Consider the following 25,400-nt stretch of genomic DNA (forward strand, 5'->3'; position numbering starts at 1 on the left):
AAAGTAGATACCTCGTTTGGTATCGAAACGTTGATTTAACAGCATTTTTGGCAAAGGTAAAATGGATAAAAACATTTAAATTGATAAGGATCTCCGCCAAAATTCCGCCAAGGATCGGAGTCAGAGAACCGTATAAGTTCAAGGTTCGGAAGGTATATTTTGAAGAATATACCTTCTTTTTTTGTCTTATTTTCCGCCAAGTCATTCTGTTTCGAAAGGTACCCTTACTGTGCTACGAATTTTAATCAATCCTGTGCTGAGATGAGAAATCATTTCAGCCTTTTTATTTCAAGTTTTTGGTGTTGGAAGGGATGTGCTTTCACCAGAGCATCTCGCTCTTTTCCCGACAAAATTTAAGCTTGAATCAGCGTATTAATCAAAACAAAATTATTTACAGAAAGGAAAATGATTTATGGAACTGAAACACATTATTCCAAACGTTGAAAAGACATTTGGAAACCTCGAATATGCTGGAGAAGGCAATGTAGAACAGCGCCGGGTTAATGGTCGCACGATGATCCTTTCCCGCAGCTACAATTTGTATTCCGACATCCAGCGAGCGGACGATATCGTTTTGGTGTTACCACCGGAAGCGGGTGAAAAGCATTTTGAAGTAGAAGACAAGGTGAAATTGATCAATCCTCGAATTACCGCAGAGGGTTATAAAATTGGTGCTCGTGGTTTTACAAATTATATTCTGCATGCAGACGATATGGTGAAAGCATAAGGAGGGCAAAAAATGAGATTAGCTGAAGGCATTGTGATTGATAAGGACAAGACATTTGGTGCGCTGAAATTCTCCGCACTCCGCCGTGAAGTGCGCGTGAATAATGAGGACGGCACAGTCAGTGATGAAATTAAAGAACGGACTTATGACCTTAAATCCCGTGGACAAGGACGCATGATACAGGTCAGTATTCCGGCTGCCGTCCCGTTAAAAGAGTTTGACTATAATGCCGAAGTGGAACTGATCAACCCGGTAGCGGATACAGTAGCGACTGCCACATTTTTGGGAGCGGATGTGGACTGGTATATCAAGGCCGAGGACATAGCGCTGAAAAATAAACAAGCCGTCCCCCATCCGCAGCCACAAACTAAAGGAAAGTAATGCCATTTCATTTTCCGGAAAGGATCATTTATGAAACATTTCATCTATAAAGGAAAAAGGATTCGAGCGGGTGATCAACATCTTGTCTTTCGATTTGCTGCTACCTCACTCGTTCTTGTTTTCCTATTCGTGTTGCTGGCCTTTCATGGGAAGCGGCTCATGCTAATGGACTGGAAGAAGGTACGACTTTTGCATGAAGGCAGCTTGCAGTTTGCTATCACGCCCTATCTCATGTTCAGTGTCAGTGTAGCTGCAGGAATAAGCATGCTTGTGGCCGGCCTTTATTACCACTTTCATCGAGATAGAGTGAAACAGCTCGTGCACCGCCAAAAGCTAGCCAAAATGATCCTAGAAAATAAATGGTATGAATCCGAACAGGTGCAACATGACGGGCTCTTTAAAGACCTACCATCCGGCAGGCCAAAGGAGAGAATCCGCCATTTCCCAAAGATGTATTACCGGCTCAAAGATGGACTGATTCACATCCACGTAGAAATTACGTTGGGTAAATATCAGGATCAGCTCCTGCACTTGGAAAAGAAGCTGGAAAGTGGCTTGTACTGTGAACTGGTGGACAAAGAGCTCAAGGATTCTTATCTAGAATATACCCTGCTCTATGATACGATTGCGAATCGTATTTCCATTGAAGAAGTCACTGCTAAAGACGGGCGCTTAAAGCTGATGAAGTCTGTTTATTGGGAGTATGATAAGTTACCTCATATGCTCATTGCTGGGGGAACAGGCGGAGGAAAAACCTACTTCATCTTCTCACTCATTGAAGCCTTAGCGCGCACAAACGCCATGCTTTATGTCCTTGACCCAAAAAATTCGGATCTTGCTGATCTTTCTGAAGTCATGCCGAATGTCCATCATCAGAAAGAAGACATGATGGCCTGTCTGAACCAGTTTTATGACAGTATGATGGAACGCAGTGAAGCCATGAAACAGATGACTGGCTACAAGACCGGAGAGAACTATGCTTATCTGGGATTGCCCGCTCACTTCCTCATCTTTGATGAATACGTGGCGTTCATGGAAATGCTTGGGAAAGAGAGTTCTGTTGTTTTAACCAAGTTGAAACGGATCGTCATGCTTGGGAGACAGGCCGGGTACTTCCTGATCCTTGCCTGCCAGCGTCCAGACGCTAAATTTTTAGGCGATGGGATTCGTGACCAATTCAACTTCCGTGTGGCCTTGGGACGCATGTCGGAAATGGGCTACAGCATGATGTTTGGTGAGGTGGAAAAGGATTTTTTCCTAAAACAAATCAAAGGGCGAGGTTATGTGGATACAGGGACAAGTGTCATCTCAGAGTTTTATACCCCTTTAGTCCCTAAAGGACACAATTTTATAAAAGAGATTGGAACACTGATAAGAAGCAGGCAGGACGGACAGGCGGCGTGCGAAGCGAAAGCCGAAGGGACGGACTAGCCTGCTGCTGGTGTGGCGTCAGCCACGCCAGCGATTTAGCCCCCCGTATCTAACAGGGGGGCACAAATACAATAAAAAACAGTTTCAAAATCCAGTAAACACCCTATTCTGTCTAGGTTTCTGGAATTTTTGGAGGATGTCAACTATGCCCCTTTCAGTTGACATCCTCTTTTTGATTGGAGGGTAATCATTGAGCGAAAATGATTTATGGGTACAACATCTGAAGGAAAAGCGGCTTTCATACGGCCTTTCACAAAATCGCCTGGCGGTTGTTGCCGGAATGACCAGACAGTATCTCAACGATATTGAAAACAGCAGGGCTTCCCCATCGGATGACATCAAAACGGCGTTACTAAAAGCATTGGAACGGCTCAATCCCGATGCACCACTTGAGATGCTGTTTGACTATGTGCGGATACGATTCCCAACCACGGATGTGAAGCATGTCATTGAAGACATTCTGCTTTTGAAAATGAACTACATGCTTCATGAAGACTATGGCTTCTATTCCTACACGGAACATTACGCTTTGGGAGATATTTTTGTGATGGTCTCTCCTGATGAACAAAAAGGTGTGCTGCTGGAACTGAAAGGACGAGGCTGCCGCCAGTTTGAGGGATTCCTTTTAGCCCAACACCGAAGCTGGACCGACTTTTTCATGGATGCCATCTGCGAGGGCGGTGTATTCAAGAGGCTGGACTTAGCGATCAATGACAAGGCAGACATTTTGGATATTCCGCAGCTGACGGAAAAATGCCGACATGAAGAATGTATTTCTGTGTTTCGCAGCTTTAAAAGTTACCGTAGCGGCGAGCTCATCCGCCGAGAGGAAAAGGAAGCCATGGGGCACACGCTCTATATCGGTTCTCTAAAAAGTGAAATCTATTTCTGCCTTTATGAAAAGGACTACGAGCAGTATGCAAAGAGTGACATCCCTATCGACGAAGCCGAAGTCAAAAACCGATTTGAAATCCGCCTGAAAAACGAACGTGCCGATCACGCCATCCTTGACCTGATGGCTTACCACGATGCGGAGCGTACGGCTTTTTCCATCATCAACCGTTACCTGCGTTTTGTGGACAAAGTGGAAAATAAGCGACGCAGCACATGGAAAATGAACGAAAACTGGGCCTGGTTTATCGGAAAAAACCGGGAGAAATTGAAATTAACCACCCAACCGGAGCCGTATTCTTTTGACCGGACCTTAGGCTGGTTACAGCGACAGGTGGCCCCGACATTAAAAGTGGCGCTTTGGCTCGACCAGATCAAAGATACTACCGTCATTGATGACATGATCCGGCATGCCAAGCTCACGAAACGCCACGAAAAAATAGTCCAGCAGCAGGCCGATGCTGCCGAACAGATGGTCACGAATCATCATCGGCAAAAATGATCTTTAAACAATGCATCAACGAAATTTTAATCACAAATTGGATGTATAAAAGGAGAAATCGCTCATGAATTTTGGACGGAATTTATACACTTGGTTTTTAAATAATGCTCAGTCTCTCGTCTTGATGGCGATTGTGGTCATCGGGCTTTATCTCGGTTTTAAACGGGAATTTTCCAAGCTGATTGGTTTTCTAGTGATTGCTTTGATTGCCGTGGGATTAGTCTTCAATGCGGCAGGTGTCAAAGATGTCTTACTGAATCTGTTTAACAGAGTCGTGGGTGCGTAACTTTAACACCTGTTCTTTTGGCATGTATAAGGGCTTTTCTTATGCATGCCAAAAAACAGGTACGTCAAACGGTAGTGCGACAGGGAAATGCACTTTTATCTAAATAAATTTAATGGGTAGCCATTGCGCAGTCGAAAACCACTGCTTTTTTTGTATCTATTTTTAGGAAAAGGAAGTGATATATAGATGGAAATGAAAGTCTATATAGCCAATCTTGGCAAGTACAATGAGGGCGAATTAGTCGGTGCATGGTTCACTCCACCCGTTGACTTTGAGGAGGTCAAGGAGCGTATCGGATTGAATCATGAATATGAAGAATATGCCATCCACGATTACGAATTGCCCTTTGATATTGATGAATACACGCCCATTGAGGAAATCAACCGTCTGTGTTCTCTAGCGAAGGAATTAGAAGGAACACCGATTGAGGAGGAAATGAGAGAAATCCAGAACGCCTTTTTTGGCAGTTTTGAAGAAATGGTGGAGCATAAGGATGACATCATCTGTTATCCCGATTGTGATGATATGGAGAATGTGGCCCGTTACCTATTGGAAGAGTCAGGTACCCTTGGTGAAGTCCCTTCTCATTTGCAAAACTATATTGACTATGAAGCTTATGGACGGGATTTGGAGTTGGAAGGAAATTTTCTCGTCACTTCCCACGGTGTTTTTGAATACGTCAGTTAACTAAAAAGTCTCTTAAACAGAAAGGAATAGTGACAGATGAAAAAAATCAGAAGCTATACTAGCATCTGGAACGTGGAGAAGGTGATCTACGCCATCAATGACTTCCAACTACCCTTTCCGGTCACTTTTACGCAAATGGCTTGGTTTGTCTGCTCGCTCTTGCTGGTGGTGCTCTTTGCGAACGTGCCACCGTTGTCTTTCATTCATGGCGTCCTGCTGAAATATGTGGGTCTTCCGGTTGGCTTCACGTGGTTCATGTCACAGAAGACCTTTGATGGGAAAAAGCCCTATGGCTTTCTGAAATCCGTATTTTCCTATATGCTCCGTCCCAAAGTCACCTATGCTGGAAAGTCTGTGAAGCTGAAAAAAGAGACCGTCGGTGGAGCGATTACCGCCGTGAGGAGGGAACGTTATGCTGTATCCGATCAAGTACATCGAAAATAACCTCGTTTTTAATCACGACGGGGAATGTTTCGCCTATTATGAACTGATTCCCTACAACTACTCCTTTCTGAGTCCAGAAGAAAAATACCAGGTGCATGAGCATTTTCGTCAGTTGGTCGCCCAGAGCCGTGACGGGAAAATTCATGCCTTGCAGATTGCTACAGAATCAAGTATTCGGGCCACGCAGGAGCGAAGCAAGAAAGAAATCTCTGGAAGATTGAGAGACATTGCTTGCCGGAAAATTGATGAACAGACTGAAGCGTTAGTCGGAATGATTGGTGAAAACCAAATCGACTATCGCTTTTTTATTGGCTTCAAACTGCTTTTAAACGAACAGGAAGTCAGCCTTAAGGTGATCAGTGAATCCATTCTGATGACCTTTTCTGATTTCCTTTACGAGGTCAATCACAAACTGATGGGCGATTTCGTCAGCATGAGTACGAAAGAGATTAACCGGTTTATGAAAATGGAACACCTGCTGGAAAGCAAGATTTCCCGCAGATTCAAAGTTCGCAGGCTGGATAAAGATGACTTTGGCTATCTGATTGAACATCTTTATGGGAAGACGGGTTCGCCCTATGAGGAATATGCCTACCATTTACCGGCAAAGAAACTGAAGCAGGAAATGCTGGTGAAGCGGTATGACCTCATCAAGCCGACTCGCTGCCTTGTCGAGGAAAACCAGAGATATTTGAAAATCGAGCAGGAAGACCAGACGACTTATGTTTCCTATTTCACGATCAATTCGATTGTACGAGAGCTGGACTTCCCCTCCTCAGAAATTTTTTACTATCAGCAACAACAATTTACGTTTCCAATTGATACATCGATGAATGTGGACATTGTCACGAATAAGAAAGCCTTAACGACGGTTCGAAACAAGAAAAAAGAATTGAAAGACTTAGATAACCATGCCTGGCAGTCTAATAATGAGTCAGGTAACGACGTGATGGAAGCCCTGGATAGTGTCAGCGAGCTGGAAGCGAATCTCGACCAGACCAAAGAAGCGATGTATAAGCTCAGTTACGTGATACGGGTAGCAGCGCCGGATCTGGACGAATTGAAGCGTCGATGTAACGAAGTCATGGACTTCTACGACGATTTAAGCATTAAACTGGTGCGACCGTTCGGAGACATGATCGGGCTGCACGGTGAGTTCCTTCCTGCCAGCAAGCGGTATATGAATGATTATATCCAGTATGTGACCAGTGACTTTCTTGCAAGCTTGGGCTTTGGGGCCGCGCAGATGCTTGGGGAACCAGAGGGGATCTATATCGGCTATAATCTGGACACCGGGCGTAACGTTTACTTAAAGCCGAGCCTTGCAGCACAAGGCGTGAAAGGGTCTGTCACTAATGCACTTGCAGCGGCTTTTCTTGGTTCCCTTGGCGGCGGAAAATCCTTCTCGAACAACTTACTCGTCTATTATGCCGTCCTCTACGGGGGACAGGCGGTGATCTTAGATCCCAAATCCGAGCGTGGTGGGTGGAAGGAAACGCTACCGGAAATTGCCGAGGAAATTAACATCATCAATCTGACCAGAGAGGAACGCAACAAGGGCTTACTTGACCCTTATGTGATTATGAAACAGACGAAGGACGCAGAGAGCCTCGCCATCGACATCCTTACCTTTCTCACAGGCATTTCCAGTCGGGATGGTGAGAAGTTCCCAACGCTTCGTAAGGCGATCCGTCGGGTGACGCAAAGCGACCGACGAGGGCTTTTGTGCGTCATTGACGAGCTATACAAGGAGGGCACCTCCGTTGCGAGCAGCATGGCTGACCATATCGACAGCATTAAGGACAGTAACCTGGGACACTTGTTGTTCTCTGATGGCATGACCGTTCAGTCGATTAGCCTGGATAAGCAGCTGAACATCATCCAAGTGGCGGACTTGGTGCTTCCAGATGCTGAAACCGAATTTAAGGAATACACGACTGTGGAACTTTTAAGTGTGGCGATTTTAATTGTCATCAGCACCTTTGCCCTTGATTTCATTCACTCCAACCGCAGCGTGTTTAAAATGGTGGACTTGGATGAAGCCTGGAGCTTTTTGCAGGTGGCACAGGGGAAGACCCTTTCCAACAAGCTGGTGCGGGCTGGTCGCGCCATGAATGCCGGTGTTTATTTCGTAACCCAGAACGCAGATGATTTACTGGATGAGAAGATGAAAAACAATATCGGTCTGAAATTTGCATTTCGTTCGACGGATATACACGAAATCAAGAAGACACTGGAATTCTTCGGCGTGGACAAGGAGGATGAACAAAACCAGAAACGATTACGTGAACTTGAAAATGGCCAGTGCCTTATCTCTGACTTGTATGGCCGTGTAGGTGTCATCCAGATTCATCCGGTCTTTGAGGAACTGCTCCATGCCTTTGACACCCGTCCACCGGTCAGAAAAGAGGTGACCTAAATGCACCTGAAAAAGAGACGTAAAATTTTCATGGCTGTTCTTTTGGTCACGGTTGGATCGCTGCTTTTCTTCGCACTGCTTGGAACGATTGCCCATGCGGCCGGTCTTGTCGATGATACGGTCAGTGCTCAGAATGCTTACTCTAAATATCCTTTGGGCAATTACCAGCTCGATTTCTATGTGGATAATTCATGGGACTGGCTGCCGTGGAATTGGACCGATGGCATTGGCAAACAGGTCATGTATGGGCTATACGCGATCACTAATTTTATTTGGACGCTTTCTCTTTACCTGTCCAATGCGACAGGGTATCTCGTACAGGAAGCCTATTCCTTAGATTTCGTTTCCAAGACTGCAAACGCGATTGGAAAAAACATGCAAACATTGGCAGGAATTTCGCCCAGCGGCTTTCATAGTTCTGGCTTTTATCCAGGGTTCCTGCTGATTTTTATTTTAATCCTCGGGATCTATGTGGCCTATGTGGGGCTGATCAAGCGAGAGACCACCAAAGTGATTCACGCCGTGATGAACTTTTTGGTGGTTTTTCTTCTGTCCGCTTCCTTTATTGCCTATGCCCCAGACTATATCGGCAAAATCAATGGATTTTCGGCGGACATCAGCAAGGCTAGTCTGTCGCTGGGGACAAAAATGGTGATGCCACACTCGGGAAGTCATGGCCAGGACAGCGCAGCCCTCATCCGGGATAACTTGTTTTCGATACAAGTGCAGCAGCCCTGGCTGCTTCTACAGTATGGCAATTCTGATATGACTAAAATCGGACAGAAACGGGTGGAAAAGCTGCTGTCCGCAGATCCGGACGCAAACAACGGCGCAGACCGGGAAGCGGTTGTTAAAGAGGAAATTGAAAAAGAAGGCAATAAGAACCTGACACTCACCAAGGCGACCCCACGTTTGGGGATGGTGTTCTTCCTGTTTCTATTCAATATCGGGATTTCCATCTTCGTGTTTCTACTTTCGGGGATCATGATTTTCTCGCAGATCCTGTTCATCATCTATGCCCTCTTCCTGCCCATCAGTTTTCTGCTTTCCATGATCCCGGGCTTTAATGGCATGGGCAAACAGGCCATCATGAAGCTTTTCAATGTCATCATGACACGGGCAGGCATTACGCTAATTGTCACGATTGCCTTTTCCATTTCCACCATGCTTTACGCCCTATCCGGAGAATTCCCGTTTTTCCTGATTGCCTTTTTACAGATTGTGACTTTTGCAGGTATTTACGCCAAACTGGGTGACCTTATGGGTCTATTCCACTTGCAGGCGAGTGATTCTCAGCAGATGGGAAGCCAAATCCTGCAACGGCCTTATCGGTTCTTACATCGCGAGACGCGGCGATGGAAGCGGAAAATGGGTCGCTTTTTTACGGCCGGAGCAACCGGTGCGGCAGCTGGCCCTGGGGCAAGGGCAAAAGCTTCGAGGTCCGGAGCTTCCCAACGGACGCAAACCCGCAGCCAACGTCCAACACAAGGATCAAAGAAATCCCAGCTTGAGCCCCGTACAGGTCGGTCAGCGGGTGCGGGCAAAGAGACAATAAAGCGAAGCACGGACAACCCAAATCCAAGAAAGAAGCAAACAGCGGCTTTACCTTTGAATACCCGCCAAGTCTTGATTCATGGGAAGACAGAAAAGCACGACACGATGACAAAAAAGACAGAGGACGCCAAAAGTCGTACAGTGCAAAAAATCGCGGACAAAAAACAGAACCGTGAAGAGAACCAAATGCAGCAGCGTCCGACGATTGCGCAACGCCGACTGGAACTTAACCGGGACCGTCAACAAAAGGCAACCGAACAGGATTTCGTTGAACGGCCTAAAACCAAATTAACAAAAGATAAACCAGCCAAGAAGCAAAAAACGGCAAGGCCTCATTCGGCACCTGCACGGTCTGTAATGCCTGATTCCACGCTGAAGACAAACAAAAGGACGATAAACTCAATCCACTCATTCAAGGATCAGGCGAAAAAAAGCCAAGCAAAAAATACCGAGCTCAATCGGCCGGTCGTCCAGATGCCAGATTCTACAGTACGCCAAGATCTCACCAAGCAGGATCTTAACAGGAGAAGCCCAGTTGCGACGCAGAAAGAGCACGCACCGACTCATCCAAACGCAACGCGACAACCGTTTACACCAAAAAAGAGCCGACAACTGGCCACGATGATCAAAAAACAAGAGGCAACCCTCAGGCATAATCGGACAGAAACGGGTCAACAGACAAGGCAACGCGTGACTCGTAGGCAGAGAGGAAGCCAAAAATGAGATTAAACGTTTGGCTAATCTTCGGTGCCGTTTTCGCTATGCTGATTTCCCTACTAATTTTTGTCGCTGTTTTCATTTCAAATGAAGAGGATGGAGACGGCAGCGGCAATGGGATCGATCTTGCAGGTGCTAATCTGTCACAGGAAGTACTGGCCCACCAGCCAATGGTGGAAAAGTATGCCAAGAAATATCAAATCGAACGCTATGTCGGTGATTTGCTTGCCATCATGCAGGTGGAAAGCGGAGGTCGTGGCACAGATGTCATGCAGTCGATGGCCTCGACCGGACAACCTCAGCATTCCTTTACTGTGGAGAAGTCGATTCAGCAAGGGTGCAAATATTTTGCGGCTTTACTAAAGTCTTCTAGGAAAAAAGGAGGCGACATCAATACCGTGATTCAATCTTACAACTATGGAGGAAATTTCATCGATTACGTGGCGAGCCACGGTAAAAAATACACCTTTGAACTTGCGGAGAACTTTGCGAAAGAAAAATCCGATGGGGAAAAAGTTTCTTACACAAACCCGATTGCATTGAAGAAAAATAGTGGCTGGCGATACCGTTACGGAAATATGTTCTATGTCGCTTTGGTCTCGCAATATTTGACCGTGGCACATTTCGACAATGCCACCGTTCAGGCAATCATGAACGAAGCCTTGAAATATCAAGGCTGGCGCTATGTGTTTGGGGGAGACAATCCCAACACGTCCTTTGATTGTAGTGGATTGACGCAATGGAGCTTTGGAAAAGCGGGCATTAGACTGCCTCGGACAGCTCAGGAACAGTATGACGTCACGCAGCATCTTCCGCTATCGGAAGCGAAACCGGGGGATTTGGTGTTTTTTCACGATACCTATAATGCAGCTACTTATATCACACACGTCGGTATTTATGTCGGTAACAATCGCATGTATCAAGCTGGTGATCCGATTGGGTATGCCGATCTTACAACCTCATACTGGCAGAAACACCTAGTCAGCGCCGGTCGGATCAAAAACAAATAGAAAGGAAGATTTAAGCTATGAAAATAAGAAAAAAAGAAAAGCAGCTCAAGTCCCCAAAGATCCACGTGATGAAAGTCGGAATCCACAGAAAATGGGTCATTTTTCTGTGGATTCTGCTGATAAGCAGTGTTGCTTTTGGCATCTACAAAAATTTTACCGCCATCAATAGGCACACGGTTCATGAAACAAAAGTGATTGAAAAACAAGTGATAAATATCAACCCGATCGAAAATTTCATCAAAAACTTTGCCAAAGTCTATTATTCATGGAAAAACAACCAGAATGTAATCGACCAACGGACAGAAGCTCTCAAAGGGTATCTGACTAAAGAATTACAGGATTTAAACATCGACACCATTCGCAGGGACATTCCTACCTCTTCTTCAGTTAACGACGTGGAAATCTGGAAGGTAAGGCAAATCGATGAACACGAGTATGCCGTCATTTTTTCCGTTGATCAGCTGATAACGGAGGGCGACACAAAAAAGGCGGTGAATGCCTCTTATGAGGTGGGAGTCTATATGGATAAAGCCGGAAACATGGTCATCGTCAGAAATCCCACCATTTGTGAGATTCCTGTGAAGTCAGGTTATGAGCCAAAAGCAGTAGAAAATGATGGTACGGTGAATGGAGGTACGACAGAAGAAATCAACGTATTTTTAAAAACGTTCTTTAAACTATATCCTACTGCAAGTAAAGAAGAACTGTCCTACTATGTCAAAGACAATGTGCTGAAACCGATTGGCAAGGACTATGTCTTTTCAGAGATGATCAATCCGGTGTATCGGAAAGTGGGCAATCAAGTGCAGGTTTCAGTATCCGTGAAGTATCTCGATCAGCAAACAAAGGCGACGCAGATTTCACAGCTTGATTTGACTCTGCAAAAAGATAAAAATTGGATGATTGTTAAATAAAAAATATTTCGGTTAGTTCAAAGAAGTTAAGCCATTTATCTCAGAAAAGTTAAAAATATCAGTAGAAGTATTGGATGAAAAAAAGAAGTTTAGCTTCTTGATTACTTTTTTCAATAAGTGCCTAATATTAACCCACCGGCTGCCAGTAGGTTTTTTCAGGACTCGGTGAAATATTCTCATACAGTCTTAATGGTTCAACTTCGTAGCATTATAAAAGAAGAGTTTATTCGGGCTGTCTTTTTGTCTTGACAGGAAAAATACGAGGGGAAATGAGAGAATGCATTTTTCTTTCGGGCTTTTTTTCTTTTTTTAGGTGGACTAAAGTATCTCTTAAAATCATTGCCAAGGGTACTGTTTTCAATTTCAGTAACCACCTTAGTAATGCTTTTTTTATGGTACAAAATGCTTTAAGGCGTTCATCATTGATAAACTAGGTATGATAAACTGATTCCGCATCTCGTATGTATTGTATTCTTCAATGATTTTATCGAGCTCTTTACTAGCCAACTGGCATACCTCCGTAGGAACTCTATAACCTTATTATAACGTAAGTACAAGCCCTGGAAGGGGAGACATCGCAGTTCCCAAATCTGACAGGGCATACGATTTATTTTCATCTTAAAGGGTATATTACCTGATGTGATTAATTTTATTGTGTCAGGAGTGATCAGCGTTGGCAATAAAAAAATTCTGCGTATCCTTTTTTTTATTAGTTCTTGTTGTGGCGTTAACTGGGTGTAGCACAAACCAGGGAACAAATGACAGTTCAAGCTCCATGAGCCATGATATGAATAGAGATCATGATCAGCACGCTATGTCGGATCGCGATGTTCCACAGGGCCTTGTGGCAACAATGAATCCTGAATTTAAAAAGGGGAGTAAAGTGACGCTGAAAACAGATCATATGTCCGGTATGATGAATGCTAAAGGAACGGTTGCCGGAGTTTATACTACTAATGTGTATACTGTTACTTATCATCCAACTAACGGTGGGAAGGTGGTTAGAAATCATAAGTGGGTTATCCAGCAAGAGTTACAGACTCACAACAAAGGACTTCTCAAAACGGGGACAAAGGTTAAGCTAAATGCCAGCCATATGCCAGGGATGATGGGCGCAGAAGCAACAATTGACAGTGCTAAGCAAACGAATATTTATATGGTCAATTATACTGATACTAAGACTGGAAAAGTGATAAAAAACCATAAATGGGTGACTGAAGATGAATTGATATCTCGATAATTCATCTATATTTTGATCATTATTCGTTCTTTCCTCTCCTTTTATTCAAGGTATACCGATGCTCATTTTGCAGATTTTAATTTTTCTATGAATTAGTAGCTACTCATGCAAAAAAGTGAGGGGGAAAGTCATATTGACTTTCCCCCTCACACTTATTTAAGACCTATCTCATGATCAGTCATCCAAGATCTTTTTCATTTTTTTGTATTCATCCTCTGTGATTTCACCTTGGGCAAATCGTTCTTTTAAAATCGCGTACCCTTGTTTATTGGTGTCTGAATGGTGATTCATTTTTTTAATTAGGGTAATCACTAGATAGATCACGGCAATAAACAGTGATAGTTGCACAAGCCATCCGATAAAACCCATACCTAAGCCAAAACCACTCATCATACCACCATTCCATCCCATCATATCTACCACCACCTTTGAGACTATTGTAACATGATCGTTTAGCCTCTAATTTAAGAATACTTACTCTGGTTTATTGTTACTCGAAGAACTTGGAACATAACTTGAATGGAAATCTGTATACTGGACCTCGGTTATCATCCCTGCGTTCGCGTGATGCAGATCGTGGCAGTGAAACAGCCAGTTACCCGGATTATCGGCTAGGAAGGCAACCTCATAAGTTTCACCCGGTTTTACATTCAACGTATCTTTGTAAATGGGGGAACCGTTGACCGGTTTGCCATTTTTGCTCAAAACCTGGAAAAAGTGGCCATGGAGATGCATTGGATGGTTATTCATATGATCACGATTGACCAGCTTGACCTTCACGCGATCCCCCGTTTTAACCTTAATCGGATCTGTATTTGGGAAGGTTTTCCCATTGATCGTATAGATCATCCCATTATTGTTCATACCTGCATTAAGGTTCATGGTATAGGTGACGTCGTATTTTTGATTCAGCGTAAACTCAGGTTTTGTTTTAGACCCGTAGTCAGCAAAGTTTATAGCCGGCAATTGTGTGCTTGCATTAGGTTGATCGGTTGTAGCCTTGCTACCTTCATAGTCAATTAAGGCCTTCATCCCGTTCGTACCCTTTGCTGTTCCATGATCTTCGATATACCATTTTCCCGGATTGTCCGCAGTAAAGGCTACATCATATCGTTCACCTGGTGCGATGGAAATGACCTGGTTTTTAACGGCCTGCGGATTGTTTATAGGCTGACCATCAGTTGCAATTACTTTAATGTTGTGACCATGGATATGAATGTTATGCGGGAGGTAGCCGGCATTAATGAAACGCAGCCGAACATTATCCCCTTTCTTGACCGTCAGAGGTTTAACCAGACTGCCGCTTTTTCCATTAATCGTGTACAAGTCGTACATGCTCATATTATCGGCCATCATATTCCCGGGCATATTCATGACGTTGCTGTTTCCGCTATCTGAACTGCTGTTGTCCATATTATCCATATTCATTCCACTACTGCCACCACTATTTGAGCTGCCTTGATCTGAACCGCCCATATCCATGCCGGGCATGCTGCCCATTCCGGAATCTCCGTTGTTTTTATTGCTTTGACCCGCAGGTGTCATCGCTTTAATCTGACTGTTGATCTGATTTTTATCGGTCACCCATTCGTCCAGCATTAGGGTGTAATCCTTATCATATTTTTCTTTAGGATCTTCAACAATGAAGGCCCCATATAACCCTCGGTCCACCTGATTCACTGAATCCTGGTGAGAGTGATACCAATAAGTGCCTGCTTTGTCAGCAACGAACTCATAAGTGAAGCTCTTTCCTGGGGCTACAGCGTTTTGTGTGACACCTGGGATACCATCCATTTTATTAGGAACTGGATAACCGTGCCAGTGAATCGAAACGGGTGCAGAAAGCTCATTCTTTAAGGTGACACGCACTTTCTGGCCTTTTTGTACATGAATTTCCGGTCCGGGTGCTGATCCGTTAAACGTCCAAACTGGGACAGTAACGCCGTTGCTCAATTTTTGTGTCCCTTTTTCGGCAACAAGCGTAATATTTGGCCCTCTCAATATTTTGGGTGATTCTGAAGCAGCTGATTCGCTGCTCGCAGCCTGCTTGTTGGCTGTTTTGTTGCTATTTTCTGTAGTCGCAGAGCACGCAGTAATGATGAGTAGTGTGAAAATTGCCAGTGCGACGAAAAGAAACTTTTTCATGGGTACACTCTCCTTATCTCGTTTCCACAAGTGTATCGAACAAATGTGGAGAAACTGTGAAGATTTATAAATACTCAATAAAAATAAAGTTTAAATCAATGTATCTAGAGATCGTAATGATCAAGAAATCTATAGCTATTAAATGTTAAATATAAAAGGCAGAGATCGTATCATTCCTTAGAACTGAGGGAATAAGGAAACCTGATGTTTCTCTGATTTTCCATTTCTATTCGTGCTTGTTCGCAAATGATTTCAAAAAAGATATGATATTTTTCATATCCTAACAAAAACTACACATCTGTTCATTAGAATAAATGAGACCAAGGGATAAGCAGTGCCTTCATTTAATTACGAAAAGCCTCACGACTAGGTATAACAGATCGCTCGATTTATCATTTGACGCGCATACCCCCTATGGGTATAATAAAGCTGAAAGAAGATGGCAGGAGCTGCTAACCTGAATCTTTAGTTGGAATAAATACAAATCATTTATTCTGGGGGTTCACATTGACTTCTGGATGAACGGATATAAGGGGATGAAATGGATGAGTTCAAAGGCAATGCAGATTGGGATTACAGGGATGACCTGTGCTTCCTGCTCGACAAGGATTGAAAAATCGCTCAATAAGATGGATGGCGTCGAAGCGAATGTCAACCTCGCATTGGAAAAAGCGAAGGTGACCATCCATGAGGAAAAAGCAAAACCCACGGACATTGTACAAAAGATTGAAAAGCTGGGTTACGGCGTGCGAACGCAAAGGTTGGATACGGATATTCTTGGTATGACCTGTGCCTCTTGTGCCGCGCGTATTGAAAAGGGATTGAGCCGTATGGCAGGTGTAGTATCAGCCCAGGTTAATCTAGCGACTGAGTCTGGAACTGTGATCTTTCAGCCCGGGATCACCGAACCTACTGCGATTTATGATCAAGTCAAGAAACTCGGTTACAAGGCTGTCCCGAAACAAGAACAGGCGACGGACGAAAAAGAGAAGGAACTTAAAAGAAAGCTGCAGAAACTGGTCTTGTCCGCTGTTCTTTCGCTGCCGTTGCTTTACACCATGATTGCACACTTGCCCTTTAACACAGGCCTACCGATCCCTCAGTTGCTGATGAATCCATGGTTCCAGCTCATCTTGGCTGGTATTGTGCAGTTCTACATTGGCGGCCAGTTTTATATCAGTGGTACAAAGGCTCTATTAAATAAGAGTGCCAATATGGATGTTCTGGTTGCACTGGGTACGAGTGCTGCTTACTTTTATAGCGCGTTCGAGACACTCCGTTATCAGTTCGGCGGACTCACCAGTCCTGAGCTGTATTTTGAAACGAGTGCGATTTTAATTACGCTTGTCCTGTTGGGTAAATATTTTGAATCACGTGCAAAAAGGCGGACGACTGCGGCGATTACTGAACTGATGGGACTGCAGGCCAAAGAGGCGACAATCATTGAGGACGGGAAGGAACGAAAAGTACCGATCGATCAGGTTGCTGTCGGTGATTTGTTACGTGTCAAACCTGGAGAAAAAATACCTGTAGATGGTATCGTTGTCAACGGCCGTTCTTCTGTTGACGAATCAATGATTACTGGTGAATCCATCCCTGTCGAAAAAGGAAAAGATGACAAAGTAATCGGCGCAACGGTGAATGCAAATGGAACGCTGACCATGAAGGCTGAAAAAGTTGGGAAAGATACGGCACTTGCCGGGATTGTCAAGATTGTTGAGGAAGCCCAGGGATCAAAAGCACCGATCCAGCGGCTCGCTGACAGTATCTCGGGTATCTTTGTCCCGATTGTGATCGGTATTTCGGTGCTGGCATTTCTTGTCTGGATTCTGTTTGTCACTCCCGGTCAGTTTGCCCCAGCACTGATTGCGGCTATTAGTGTCCTTGTGATTGCCTGCCCTTGCGCTTTAGGCTTGGCAACGCCGACATCCATCATGGTTGGAACCGGCAAGGGGGCTGAGAACGGCATTCTTTTTAAAGGAGGTGAATATCTCGAAACAACCCAGAGTCTGCAGGCCATTCTGTTCGATAAGACGGGGACAATTACTAATGGTAAGCCGGAAGTTACTGACATTATTGCACTGAATGGCGCAGCAAAAGAAGAACTCTTAACACTTGCTGCTTCGGCAGAATCAGCCAGTGAACATCCGCTGGCGCAGGCGATTGTTACCTATGGAAAGCAAAGCAGCCCGGATCTCCCATCACCGGATCAGTTCAAAGCCCTTGCCGGTTATGGTATTAAAGCAATAGTTTCCGGGAAGGAAATAGTAATCGGCACACGGCGGCTGATGAAAGAGGAAGGCATTTCTTATTCTGAGACTGAGGAACGGATGAAGAAGCTTGAATCTGAAGGAAAAACGGCAATGTTTGTTGCCTACGATGGCAAGCTTCAGGGTATTATTGCCGTTGCAGACACGATCAAGACATCTTCGAAGCAAGCCATTGAAGAATTAAAGACACGTGGTCTTTCGGTGTATATGATTACGGGCGATAATGAGCGGACGGCTCAGGCGATTGCCAGACAGGCAGGCATTGACCATGTGTTTTCCGAGGTTCTTCCCGAGGAAAAAGCAGCTAAAGTGAAAATTCTTCAAGAAAAGGGACTGAAGGTAGCCATGGTTGGTGATGGAATAAATGACGCTCCGGCATTGGCTACAGCAGATATCGGCATGGCAATTGGCACTGGAACAGACGTGGCAATTGAGGCAGCTGATATCACATTGGTCGGTGGCGATCTGCTTCATATTCCAAAAGCGATTGATTTGAGTCGGAAAACGATGCGGAACATTCGTCAGAACTTGTTCTGGGCACTGTTCTATAATACGGTTGGCATTCCAGTGGCCGCACTCGGCCTGCTTGCGCCTTGGGTAGCCGGCGCTGCCATGGCCTTTAGTTCCGTATCCGTCGTGACGAACAGTTTACGTCTGAAACGGGTCAAAGTCTGAAATTGAAAGGTTTTTTGACTGAGAAGCTGTAGAGCATCAAAAAAGATGAAAAGGAGATTGACGACTTATGGCAAAAACAAAGCTTGATGTTAAAGGTATGATGGGAGACCATTGCAAGAATCTGGTGACCAAAACATTGAATGGTCTGGACGGGGTATCTGCTGTTTCCGTTGATCTGAAAACAGGTGAAGCCGCTGTCGACTATGATGAAACGAAAGTACAATACGACAAAATGAAAGAAGCCGTCGAAGAACAAGGATACGATGTTGTTGGACAGCACTGACGTTTAAATCTGTCCATTCATCTTTAAATAAAAAATTTTCAGTATAAAAAAGGAGATTGAAACGATGACAAAGACGACACTTGATGTAAAGGGCATGCATTGCGGACATTGTAAGGCCTCAGTTACAAATGCTTTAAAAGGATTAGATGGTGTATCTGCTGTTTCAGTGGATCTTGAAAAAGGTAAGGCCTCAGTTGAATATGATGAGGCAAGGGTTCAGTTCAGTAAGATGAAGGAAGCAGTTGAAGAACAAGGATACGATGTTGTCGGACAGAATTAATTGTTAAGAAGTGCCTCGCCCGAAATGGGTTAGCGGCACTTTTTTTAATACCATAAAAGAAACAAGACAATGAATTAAAGTAAAAAAGCGGGTAGCTTTGATGTTTCAAAATCATGTTCAATTCTCTTTTTAGAGAAATATCACTTTTACATGGTTTCTACACATTTAACGTGTAATCTTATTGCAGTAGAGAAGGGGGGGCGTATCGTTGATATAAAACAGCAAATGACGAATGTACTTGTCAATAAGGTAAAAAAAGTGTTGGTCACCCTTTTAAGGGGATCCGATATCGACATGAAAAACAATCAGGAGGTTTCATTAAATGTCACTATTTAAAAGACTGCGTGACCTTACCGTTTCAAATATTTATGCTGTGATCGAAAAGGCAGAAGATCCAGTTAAAATGACCGATCAGTATCTACGCGATATGCAGGAGGACTTACAAGAAGCTGAACGGGGAGTCGCTGCACAAATTGCTCTTGAAAAAAAATTCAAGGCCCTTTACGAGGAACAAAAAGCTCTTGTGGCTAAACGTGAAGAACAGTCGCACCTCGCTGTTGAAACAGGAGACTTGGATCTGGCACGAAGAGTTATCGAGGATAAGCAAAACGCTGAACGAAAAATGAATGAGTACAAGGAACGCTACGAACAAAATCAGGTGTCTGCAGAAAATCTTCGTCAAAAACTAGACGAGATGCGAAAGCAGGTTGCCGAGCTGAAGGATAAACGGGAAACTCTTGTCGCACGGGTTAACGCCGCGGAAGCTCAGAAAAAAATTAATGACACGATGTCTGGTTTTGATTCAAATACCGCGATGGCTGGGCTGAAACGCATGGAAGAAAAGACATTGCAGATGGAGGCCGAAGCTGAGGCGAGCGGAGAAGTCTATAAAAAAGAGAAGTCCATCGATGAAGAGTTTGAAAACCTAGGGAAGGACAAGAAGGTCGAAGATGAGCTGGCACAGCTCATCGAACAGCATAAAAAATAAGGGATAACAATAGGCAAATCAATGAGCCGGCACGCCGAGAAAATCACAAAAGACGGCTGTCGGTTTTATTTTTGCAAGTTGAAAGGAGATAAAAAATGTCCCTATTTCATCGAATCATCAATTTAGTGAAGAAGCCCGAACCCCCAATTGAAGAAAAAACGCCTTACACCTTATCTATAGGTGATATTGTTGATATCTCTCTTTCTAGTTATACGGTTGCGGGAAAAATGTTTTTTCCGCAGCGTCGGGAAGCCTTCTTCACTTTAAAGGATGGCAGTTCAATCAAATATTTACGGGTGACTAAAAGAGAAAAATTGGATCTCGCGCTTTATAAGGCAATTGACGGGCGTCTTGAAGACATCAATGAAATTCCAACGACCATTGAAATGGAAGAGACATTGTATCATATGGAGGATCAAGCGGTTGGTACAGCTCACTCTTCAGGTGACACGCCTTTTTCATCCTCCGATGAACGCTATCTCTGGGACTTTCAATCAGATAACTGGAAACTGCTCCGTATTGAATGGCAGGCTGGCCAGATGATGTTGTATGAGGGAGAGGATGTCCTGCCAATGGACGTCAGGATCATTCAGTCATGAAAAAAAGGAAGCGTTAAATATGATTAAGCGATTGTCAAACAGCATAAAAATTGTATTGGCTATTGTACTCGGGGCTTCCCTTTTAACCGGATGCTCCGCATCCGGCTCCGGACAGCCAGCCGTTACCGGTGGCTATCCGCTGACCTCCGTATCCAAAAACGGAAATCAGGAGTCCTATATTTATCAGGCTGACAAACAGTCGGTTCCAGAAGTAGCCAAGAAACTAAGCGACCAAAAGAAGCCGGATCAGATCTCAAGAAACGACAACCAGCAAATGTTCCTTGTCTATTCTGATGAATTATATGATCTTCAAAGAGACAAAAAGAACCCCGATAATACCCTGATTGAAGTAAGTAATAAAGAATTTGTTCGCAACAATTACAGTTCGTCGTTTTTGAAGGGCTATCTGTCTGCCGTTCTCTTGGATCGATTGTATCAATTGGGAAAAGGCGCTCTAGGTAATTATCGTGGCTATACGGATGGTAATACAATTCGGCCAACGGTAAAGTATCAGCCCCCTACTGCCAGCGAAAAGAAAACGATCCCTCCAATAACGAAGCAGACAACCGGTTCGATTATTAAGCGTAGCAGCTCCGGGAATAACTCGAACTCGTTTTCAAGTACATTCTCAAGAATAAGGAATAGCGTTACAAAAGATGTAGGACAGGCGATTAATTCGGTTGAGAGAAATACGGGGAAAATCTTGAAATCGGATACGGGTCAAGGAACGAGTAAAGTTTTACCAAAAAATTCAAGAATTTCAATCCCAAAAAATAATTCTCCACCAAAAGTCAAATTCAAAAGTTTTGGAAGGATCATGAGAAGAAGCAGATAAATTCGATTGTCAATAAATTGATTACAAAACTACGGTTCGCTTTCAATTTAATGGTCGTCTATGAAATTCTGTTCAGGACTAAGCCGTAAAAGAGAGGATTAGTCCTTTTCCTGACAGAAATATGAATCCACTATTTTTACACTTCTTTAGGCTTATGTGGTTCAGATCAAAATATTTCATATGGGTGTGTGCGCGGATGCATTTCAAAAAATCCAGTGTATTTCAGTCCCTGCTTGCCATCAATCTTGCGTTGTTTATTATTTTCCTGTCAATAGAGCTTGCTCTGCTCTTTAAACCTCTGTACTATTTCGATGTCTGGTATCTTGGTATTGACAAGATCGCGGGTATCAGCACAGCCAGAATTGTGGAAAACTATAATTACATGATTCAATATCTTTTCGATCCAAGGCCTCAATCCTTTAAGCTTCCATCCCTGCCTTACTCAGTTCGCGGACAAATTCATTTTGGGGATGTCAAAAGGATCTTCACTTCAATTGAGCTGCTCTTTATCATCACAGGTTTAGTTAGTGTGGCTGGCCTGTATTGCGGTATTAAGCATGGAATGATCAGTGTTCTGAAAAAAGCGTCTTTCATTCTTCTGTTCTTCATTATCGTTACTTTAACTGCTTTCACTTTAAACTTTGATGCATCCTTCACTTTGTTTCACAAGGCTTTTTTTAGAAATAATTACTGGCTGTTCGATCCGGTTACAGATCCTGTGATCACGATCCTCCCGGAAGCCTTTTTTCTACATGCCGCTTTATTTATTTTGATGTGGATTGTTATAGGCATGATTTTATTAAGTGTATGTCATAGGAAGTTATTAAAAAAGTGGAAAAATAAGTCCGTTTTCTAATCAAACAATCCATAGGAAGAGATCCAGTTTTTTTAAAAAAAGTATCACTGGATTTAAAAAAGAAACTAGGATGTATGCTACGCATGATTTCAATTTGTTAATATATGTAATATGGAAAATTTGCTGTATGATGAGAGAAGGTGATGAGTATGAAGAAATTACAAGTCTTAATGGTGGATGATGACTGGAAGTTGCGCAATTTGCTACGCATCTACTTATCTAAAGAAGGTTTCAATACCGTTGAGGCAGCGGATGGCAATGAAGCGATGCTGAAAATTAAAAATCACTCCTTTGACTTGGTCATCCTTGACGTGATGATGCCCAATATGGATGGTTGGGAGGTGTGCCAGTCGATTCGGAAGACACAATCCGTTCCTATTCTGATGTTAACGGCTCTAGGTGAGACAAAAGAAAAGGTCCAGGGGCTGGAACTCGGGGCTGATGATTATCTGACAAAACCCTTTGATCCAGAGGAATTAATTGCCCGCGTTCATGCGCTGATTCGCCGCGCATCCTCGACCTCTACCGAAAAAACAAATAACGATGTGCTGAATTTTCCAGCACTAACGATTGATAGAGACGGACGCCAGGTTTTTGTTCATGATCAATCGGTGGATTTAACCCATAAAGAATTTGACCTTTTTGCTACGCTGGCCAAAAATAAAGGACGTGTTCTGTCTCGTGAACAGTTGATCGAACAAATATGGGGTTATGATTTTGAAGGGGATGCGCGGGTTGTCGATATCCACGTTAAAAATATCAGAGAGAAATTAAAGAGATCCGGATTAGTCTATAACCCGATTCAGACAAGTTGGGGAGTCGGTTATAAATTTGAGGCAGAGGTCGGAAAATCATGAGTATCAATCGAATCGGGCTGAAATTGGGCGCGGCTGTTATCGTACTGATGATTGTGATTCTCGTATCCTCCGGTCTTGCTGTTGATCGATTGTTCACAAATTTCTATGATGCTCAAATGAAGGACAATACACAGGAAATTGCTGCACACTTTGCAACCATGGCAGAATCCAATGATACTTCTTCACAATCAATGATTCGAGCTTTTGCTAAATTTTCAGATGTAAAGGTCTTCTGGTTGAATGATGAAGGAAGGATTTTGACGCTTCCAGGGGAGAAACAGCCGAATCTGTCTTTTATACGGTCACGCGATACCCGGCGCCTGCTATCCGGTCATTCTGTAGCTTTTCAAAACCATGATGTTCATGGAAACCGGTTTTATGTTGTAGGTAAACCCATACAAATAGGGAAAACGACTGGGTCTGCGATTTATATTGTCTCTTCCATGAAAAAAATAGACGATTCTTTGCAGAGACTTCGAAATTTGTTGGTGCTTTCTGGACTTGGCGCGTTTTTTCTCGCTTTAGGTATGATTCTTATCATGAGTAAACTGCTTTCTCGTCCACTGCTTCGAATGCAGCAAATGACCGATAAAATGGCAAAAGGAAACTGGGATACAAGACTTCAGGTCGGGAGTCGAGATGAAATCGGTATGCTCGGGCACTCCATTAATGATCTGGCTGCAAGTTTGCAAAGATATCGAGATACGCGGCGAGCGTTTTTCTCAAACATTTCACATGAACTTCGAACCCCAGTCACTTATCTTCAGGGTTATGCTAAAGTTCTGACAGATGGATTAGTTGATTCTGATAAAGAAAAAAAACAGTACCTTTCCATTATATATCAAGAATCCGTTCGTCTCGAACATTTGATTAATGACCTGTTTGACCTCTCGAAAATGGAGGAAGGACAGATCAAACTTAATATGGAATGGATGGATCTGAAGATAACCATAAAAACAGCTGTTCAGAAAGTTAAACTTAAAGCAGAAAGTAAACGATTAAGCTTACAGCTGGATTTACAAGATCAGGTTCCTCTTATTCGAGGAGATCGTAAACGGATGGAACAGGTGCTGTTAAATTTACTTGAGAATGCCATCCGTTATACGGAGAAGGGCAGCGTTCTTGTACGACTGACCGGGAAGAAAGAAGCAACTGTCCTTTCCGTATCAGACACAGGCATGGGTATTCCTAAAGAAGAGTTGCCTTATATCTTTGAACGATTTTATCGAGTGGAGAAATCACGTGCGCGTGAATACGGGGGGACTGGATTAGGCCTGTCTATCGTCAAAAAATACGTTGAAATGCAGGACGGAACGGTTCGAGTTGATAGCCAAATGGGCGTCGGGACTACTTTCACATTGATCTTTACTCATGAAAAAAAGCAGAGAAGGGACGGGATGAAATAATGAAGAAAATTGATTGGTTCTTTTCACTTTTTTTAATTATCGTTGGACTAACCTGCCTTCTCTTCTCAGCCAATGCTTTTGGTCATGAGAGTTTTCTTGCATTTGGGAGGATTTTTTTCAAAGTCTGCATGTGGGTCGCCTGCCCTGTGATCCTCTTTGGCAGCCTGTATTTATGGTTCCATTACAGGAACAAAGAGTAATATGTAAATCTTTTTTTATTTTTTCAACAATTACTCGCCTTCTACATGTTTTCCACACAGATTCCACACATTTCTTTCCTATAATCATTATTGAAGAATGAGAGGAGGAAGAAATCAATGGACTGGTCTTGGCTACTATTACTCGCTTGTCCCCTTATGATGCTCCCGATGATGTTTATGATGATGAAGGGAAATCATTCAGAAACGGATCATTCTGAACATCAAAAAAGCTCGAATGAATTGAACGACCTGAAAGAACAGAATAATCTTTTGCGGGAACAGCTTCAACAGCTTAAAAACAAGGATTAATAATCAAAGTTTACGAGGAGGAATTTTTTATGTCTTGTTGCGGGAATCACAATCATGAAGGTCATCAGTCTGAAAGCCATCAACACGGCACACATCAGCATATTCATGAGAAACAGAATGAATTTGACGCGTTAAAAGAACAGAATGATCAGTTGCGGAAAGAACTTCAGCAGCTGAAAAGTAAACAAGCATAACGAGATTGAGGAGGGATTTTTGATGAATTGTTGCGGGAATCATGATCATAACAGTCAGGGTCACGAAAATCAAAATCAGGGAAATGAAAATCATAGTGCTCATGGAACTCATCAACACAATCATAACCTTATGATGGCAGTCTGCCTCATTATTCCAATAGCTGTGATCATTGGTCTGTTTTTCACAGGCGGATTTTCAGGATCAAATAGTTTGCTCATACTCGCGGCTGTACTTATTTGCCCGTTGATGCATCTGTTCATGATGCCGGCTATGATGAAGAAAGGTAATGGACATCATCA

At 43.5% G+C, this 25,400-nt stretch carries 25 protein-coding genes; 23 read left to right on the forward strand and 2 right to left on the reverse strand.

Annotated elements, in window-relative coordinates; genetic code table 11:
• The first annotated feature begins 412 nt into the window (after window positions 1–412).
• From IEX81_RS14445 to IEX81_RS14500, 12 genes are all read left to right on the forward strand, one after another.
• On the forward strand, window positions 413–727 hold the full coding sequence (locus IEX81_RS14445; protein ID WP_093674660.1) for a YdcP family protein: 315 nt from the start codon (window positions 413–415) through the stop codon (window positions 725–727).
• A gap of 12 nt (window positions 728–739) precedes the next feature.
• Complete coding sequence (locus tag IEX81_RS14450; RefSeq protein ID WP_093674659.1) at window positions 740–1,108, forward strand: YdcP family protein; 369 nt, start codon at window positions 740–742, stop codon at window positions 1,106–1,108.
• Between the two features lie 30 nt (window positions 1,109–1,138).
• Window positions 1,139–2,539 (forward strand): FtsK/SpoIIIE domain-containing protein, encoded by a 1,401-nt coding sequence (locus tag IEX81_RS14455; protein WP_188804623.1) that lies wholly within the window; start codon window positions 1,139–1,141, stop codon window positions 2,537–2,539.
• A 190-nt stretch (window positions 2,540–2,729) separates the two neighbouring features.
• Complete coding sequence (mobT, locus tag IEX81_RS14460; protein ID WP_010023706.1) at window positions 2,730–3,932, forward strand: MobT family relaxase; 1,203 nt, start codon at window positions 2,730–2,732, stop codon at window positions 3,930–3,932.
• Window positions 3,933–3,996: 64 nt separating this feature from the next.
• Window positions 3,997–4,218, forward strand: a complete 222-nt coding sequence (locus tag IEX81_RS14465) for a hypothetical protein (RefSeq protein WP_010023708.1) — start codon at window positions 3,997–3,999, stop codon at window positions 4,216–4,218.
• 186 nt (window positions 4,219–4,404) lie between these two features.
• A complete protein-coding gene (locus IEX81_RS14470) occupies window positions 4,405–4,905 on the forward strand; it encodes an antirestriction protein ArdA (RefSeq protein ID WP_010023710.1) in 501 nt (166 codons plus the stop codon).
• A 36-nt stretch (window positions 4,906–4,941) separates the two neighbouring features.
• Complete coding sequence (locus IEX81_RS14475) at window positions 4,942–5,349, forward strand: conjugal transfer protein (RefSeq protein ID WP_010023712.1); 408 nt, start codon at window positions 4,942–4,944, stop codon at window positions 5,347–5,349.
• Entirely contained in the window at window positions 5,318–7,768 is a 2,451-nt protein-coding gene (gene tcpF, locus IEX81_RS14480; RefSeq protein WP_188804625.1) for a conjugal transfer ATPase TcpF, read from the forward strand. The genes IEX81_RS14475 and tcpF overlap by 32 nt, the downstream gene beginning before the upstream one ends.
• On the forward strand, window positions 7,769–10,045 hold the full coding sequence (locus IEX81_RS14485) for a CD3337/EF1877 family mobilome membrane protein (protein WP_010026245.1): 2,277 nt from the start codon (window positions 7,769–7,771) through the stop codon (window positions 10,043–10,045).
• Complete coding sequence (locus IEX81_RS14490; RefSeq protein WP_010026243.1) at window positions 10,042–11,049, forward strand: bifunctional lytic transglycosylase/C40 family peptidase; 1,008 nt, start codon at window positions 10,042–10,044, stop codon at window positions 11,047–11,049. Before IEX81_RS14485 ends, IEX81_RS14490 begins: the two co-directional genes overlap by 4 nt.
• Window positions 11,050–11,066: 17 nt before the next feature.
• Window positions 11,067–11,963 (forward strand): conjugal transfer protein, encoded by an 897-nt coding sequence (locus tag IEX81_RS14495; RefSeq protein ID WP_047035262.1) that lies wholly within the window; start codon window positions 11,067–11,069, stop codon window positions 11,961–11,963.
• Window positions 11,964–12,636: 673 nt separating this feature from the next.
• Window positions 12,637–13,203, forward strand: a complete 567-nt coding sequence (locus IEX81_RS14500) for a YdhK family protein (RefSeq protein ID WP_010027048.1) — start codon at window positions 12,637–12,639, stop codon at window positions 13,201–13,203.
• 174 nt (window positions 13,204–13,377) lie between these two features.
• Here IEX81_RS14500 and IEX81_RS14505 read toward each other — a convergent pair whose 3' ends face one another.
• Together IEX81_RS14505 and IEX81_RS14510 are read right to left on the reverse strand one after the other, a co-directional pair.
• Window positions 13,378–13,617, reverse strand: coding sequence for an SHOCT domain-containing protein (locus IEX81_RS14505; protein WP_047035260.1), 240 nt, complete (start codon window positions 13,615–13,617; stop codon window positions 13,378–13,380).
• A 60-nt stretch (window positions 13,618–13,677) separates the two neighbouring features.
• A complete protein-coding gene (locus IEX81_RS14510) occupies window positions 13,678–15,348 on the reverse strand; it encodes a multicopper oxidase family protein (protein WP_188804627.1) in 1,671 nt (556 codons plus the stop codon).
• Between the two features lie 545 nt (window positions 15,349–15,893).
• On the opposite strand from IEX81_RS14510, the gene IEX81_RS14515 reads away from it, so the two are divergent.
• The 11 genes from IEX81_RS14515 (at window position 15,894) to IEX81_RS14565 (ending at window position 25,100) form a co-directional block, all read left to right on the forward strand.
• Window positions 15,894–18,293, forward strand: a complete 2,400-nt coding sequence (locus IEX81_RS14515) for a heavy metal translocating P-type ATPase (protein WP_188804629.1) — start codon at window positions 15,894–15,896, stop codon at window positions 18,291–18,293.
• Window positions 18,294–18,360: 67 nt separating this feature from the next.
• A complete protein-coding gene (locus IEX81_RS14520) occupies window positions 18,361–18,576 on the forward strand; it encodes a copper ion binding protein (RefSeq protein ID WP_047035339.1) in 216 nt (71 codons plus the stop codon).
• A gap of 64 nt (window positions 18,577–18,640) precedes the next feature.
• Window positions 18,641–18,856 carry a copper chaperone CopZ gene (gene copZ / locus IEX81_RS14525; RefSeq protein ID WP_047035337.1) on the forward strand — a complete coding sequence of 72 codons (216 nt, stop codon included), beginning with the start codon at window positions 18,641–18,643 and terminating at the stop codon, window positions 18,854–18,856.
• A 322-nt stretch (window positions 18,857–19,178) separates the two neighbouring features.
• Window positions 19,179–19,844, forward strand: a complete 666-nt coding sequence (locus IEX81_RS14530) for a PspA/IM30 family protein (RefSeq protein WP_188804631.1) — start codon at window positions 19,179–19,181, stop codon at window positions 19,842–19,844.
• Between the two features lie 95 nt (window positions 19,845–19,939).
• Window positions 19,940–20,443: a DUF4178 domain-containing protein gene (locus IEX81_RS14535; protein WP_188804633.1), complete on the forward strand. Its 504-nt coding sequence runs from the start codon at window positions 19,940–19,942 to the stop codon at window positions 20,441–20,443.
• 19 nt (window positions 20,444–20,462) lie between these two features.
• Window positions 20,463–21,278 carry a DUF4247 domain-containing protein gene (locus tag IEX81_RS14540; RefSeq protein WP_229727633.1) on the forward strand — a complete coding sequence of 272 codons (816 nt, stop codon included), beginning with the start codon at window positions 20,463–20,465 and terminating at the stop codon, window positions 21,276–21,278.
• 196 nt (window positions 21,279–21,474) lie between these two features.
• Window positions 21,475–22,134: a TIGR01906 family membrane protein gene (locus tag IEX81_RS14545; protein ID WP_188804635.1), complete on the forward strand. Its 660-nt coding sequence runs from the start codon at window positions 21,475–21,477 to the stop codon at window positions 22,132–22,134.
• A gap of 149 nt (window positions 22,135–22,283) precedes the next feature.
• Window positions 22,284–22,991: a response regulator transcription factor gene (locus IEX81_RS14550; protein ID WP_370646039.1), complete on the forward strand. Its 708-nt coding sequence runs from the start codon at window positions 22,284–22,286 to the stop codon at window positions 22,989–22,991.
• A gap of 47 nt (window positions 22,992–23,038) precedes the next feature.
• A complete protein-coding gene (locus IEX81_RS14555) occupies window positions 23,039–24,397 on the forward strand; it encodes a sensor histidine kinase (protein ID WP_229727634.1) in 1,359 nt (452 codons plus the stop codon).
• 317 nt (window positions 24,398–24,714) lie between these two features.
• Window positions 24,715–24,906 carry a hypothetical protein gene (locus IEX81_RS14560; RefSeq protein ID WP_010025838.1) on the forward strand — a complete coding sequence of 64 codons (192 nt, stop codon included), beginning with the start codon at window positions 24,715–24,717 and terminating at the stop codon, window positions 24,904–24,906.
• A gap of 29 nt (window positions 24,907–24,935) precedes the next feature.
• Entirely contained in the window at window positions 24,936–25,100 is a 165-nt protein-coding gene (locus tag IEX81_RS14565; RefSeq protein ID WP_165361679.1) for a hypothetical protein, read from the forward strand.
• Window positions 25,101–25,400 lie beyond the last annotated feature (300 nt).

It is taken from the genome of Sporolactobacillus putidus, from assembly GCF_014647035.1.
Taxonomy (GTDB): domain Bacteria; phylum Bacillota; class Bacilli; order Bacillales; family Sporolactobacillaceae; genus Sporolactobacillus; species Sporolactobacillus putidus.

Excerpts from the sequence above, each read along its gene's own strand:
- IEX81_RS14445 (WP_093674660.1), top strand. The coding sequence starts at position 413 with ATGGAACTGAAACACATTATTCCAAACGTTGAAAAGACATTTGGAAAC.
- IEX81_RS14450 (WP_093674659.1), top strand. The coding sequence starts at position 740 with ATGAGATTAGCTGAAGGCATTGTGATTGATAAGGACAAGACATTTGGT.
- IEX81_RS14455 (WP_188804623.1), top strand. The coding sequence starts at position 1,139 with ATGAAACATTTCATCTATAAAGGAAAAAGGATTCGAGCGGGTGATCAA.
- IEX81_RS14465 (WP_010023708.1), top strand. The coding sequence starts at position 3,997 with ATGAATTTTGGACGGAATTTATACACTTGGTTTTTAAATAATGCTCAG.
- IEX81_RS14470 (WP_010023710.1), top strand. The coding sequence starts at position 4,405 with ATGGAAATGAAAGTCTATATAGCCAATCTTGGCAAGTACAATGAGGGC.
- IEX81_RS14475 (WP_010023712.1), top strand. The coding sequence starts at position 4,942 with ATGAAAAAAATCAGAAGCTATACTAGCATCTGGAACGTGGAGAAGGTG.
- tcpF (WP_188804625.1), top strand. The coding sequence starts at position 5,318 with ATGCTGTATCCGATCAAGTACATCGAAAATAACCTCGTTTTTAATCAC.
- IEX81_RS14485 (WP_010026245.1), top strand. The coding sequence starts at position 7,769 with ATGCACCTGAAAAAGAGACGTAAAATTTTCATGGCTGTTCTTTTGGTC.
- IEX81_RS14490 (WP_010026243.1), top strand. The coding sequence starts at position 10,042 with ATGAGATTAAACGTTTGGCTAATCTTCGGTGCCGTTTTCGCTATGCTG.
- IEX81_RS14495 (WP_047035262.1), top strand. The coding sequence starts at position 11,067 with ATGAAAATAAGAAAAAAAGAAAAGCAGCTCAAGTCCCCAAAGATCCAC.
- IEX81_RS14505 (WP_047035260.1), bottom strand. The coding sequence starts at position 13,617 with ATGATGGGATGGAATGGTGGTATGATGAGTGGTTTTGGCTTAGGTATG.
- IEX81_RS14510 (WP_188804627.1), bottom strand. The coding sequence starts at position 15,348 with ATGAAAAAGTTTCTTTTCGTCGCACTGGCAATTTTCACACTACTCATC.
- IEX81_RS14515 (WP_188804629.1), top strand. The coding sequence starts at position 15,894 with ATGAGTTCAAAGGCAATGCAGATTGGGATTACAGGGATGACCTGTGCT.
- IEX81_RS14520 (WP_047035339.1), top strand. The coding sequence starts at position 18,361 with ATGGCAAAAACAAAGCTTGATGTTAAAGGTATGATGGGAGACCATTGC.
- copZ (WP_047035337.1), top strand. The coding sequence starts at position 18,641 with ATGACAAAGACGACACTTGATGTAAAGGGCATGCATTGCGGACATTGT.
- IEX81_RS14530 (WP_188804631.1), top strand. The coding sequence starts at position 19,179 with ATGTCACTATTTAAAAGACTGCGTGACCTTACCGTTTCAAATATTTAT.
- IEX81_RS14535 (WP_188804633.1), top strand. The coding sequence starts at position 19,940 with ATGTCCCTATTTCATCGAATCATCAATTTAGTGAAGAAGCCCGAACCC.
- IEX81_RS14540 (WP_229727633.1), top strand. The coding sequence starts at position 20,463 with ATGATTAAGCGATTGTCAAACAGCATAAAAATTGTATTGGCTATTGTA.
- IEX81_RS14545 (WP_188804635.1), top strand. The coding sequence starts at position 21,475 with ATGCATTTCAAAAAATCCAGTGTATTTCAGTCCCTGCTTGCCATCAAT.
- IEX81_RS14550 (WP_370646039.1), top strand. The coding sequence starts at position 22,284 with ATGAAGAAATTACAAGTCTTAATGGTGGATGATGACTGGAAGTTGCGC.
- IEX81_RS14555 (WP_229727634.1), top strand. The coding sequence starts at position 23,039 with ATGATTGTGATTCTCGTATCCTCCGGTCTTGCTGTTGATCGATTGTTC.
- IEX81_RS14560 (WP_010025838.1), top strand. The coding sequence starts at position 24,715 with ATGGACTGGTCTTGGCTACTATTACTCGCTTGTCCCCTTATGATGCTC.
- IEX81_RS14565 (WP_165361679.1), top strand. The coding sequence starts at position 24,936 with ATGTCTTGTTGCGGGAATCACAATCATGAAGGTCATCAGTCTGAAAGC.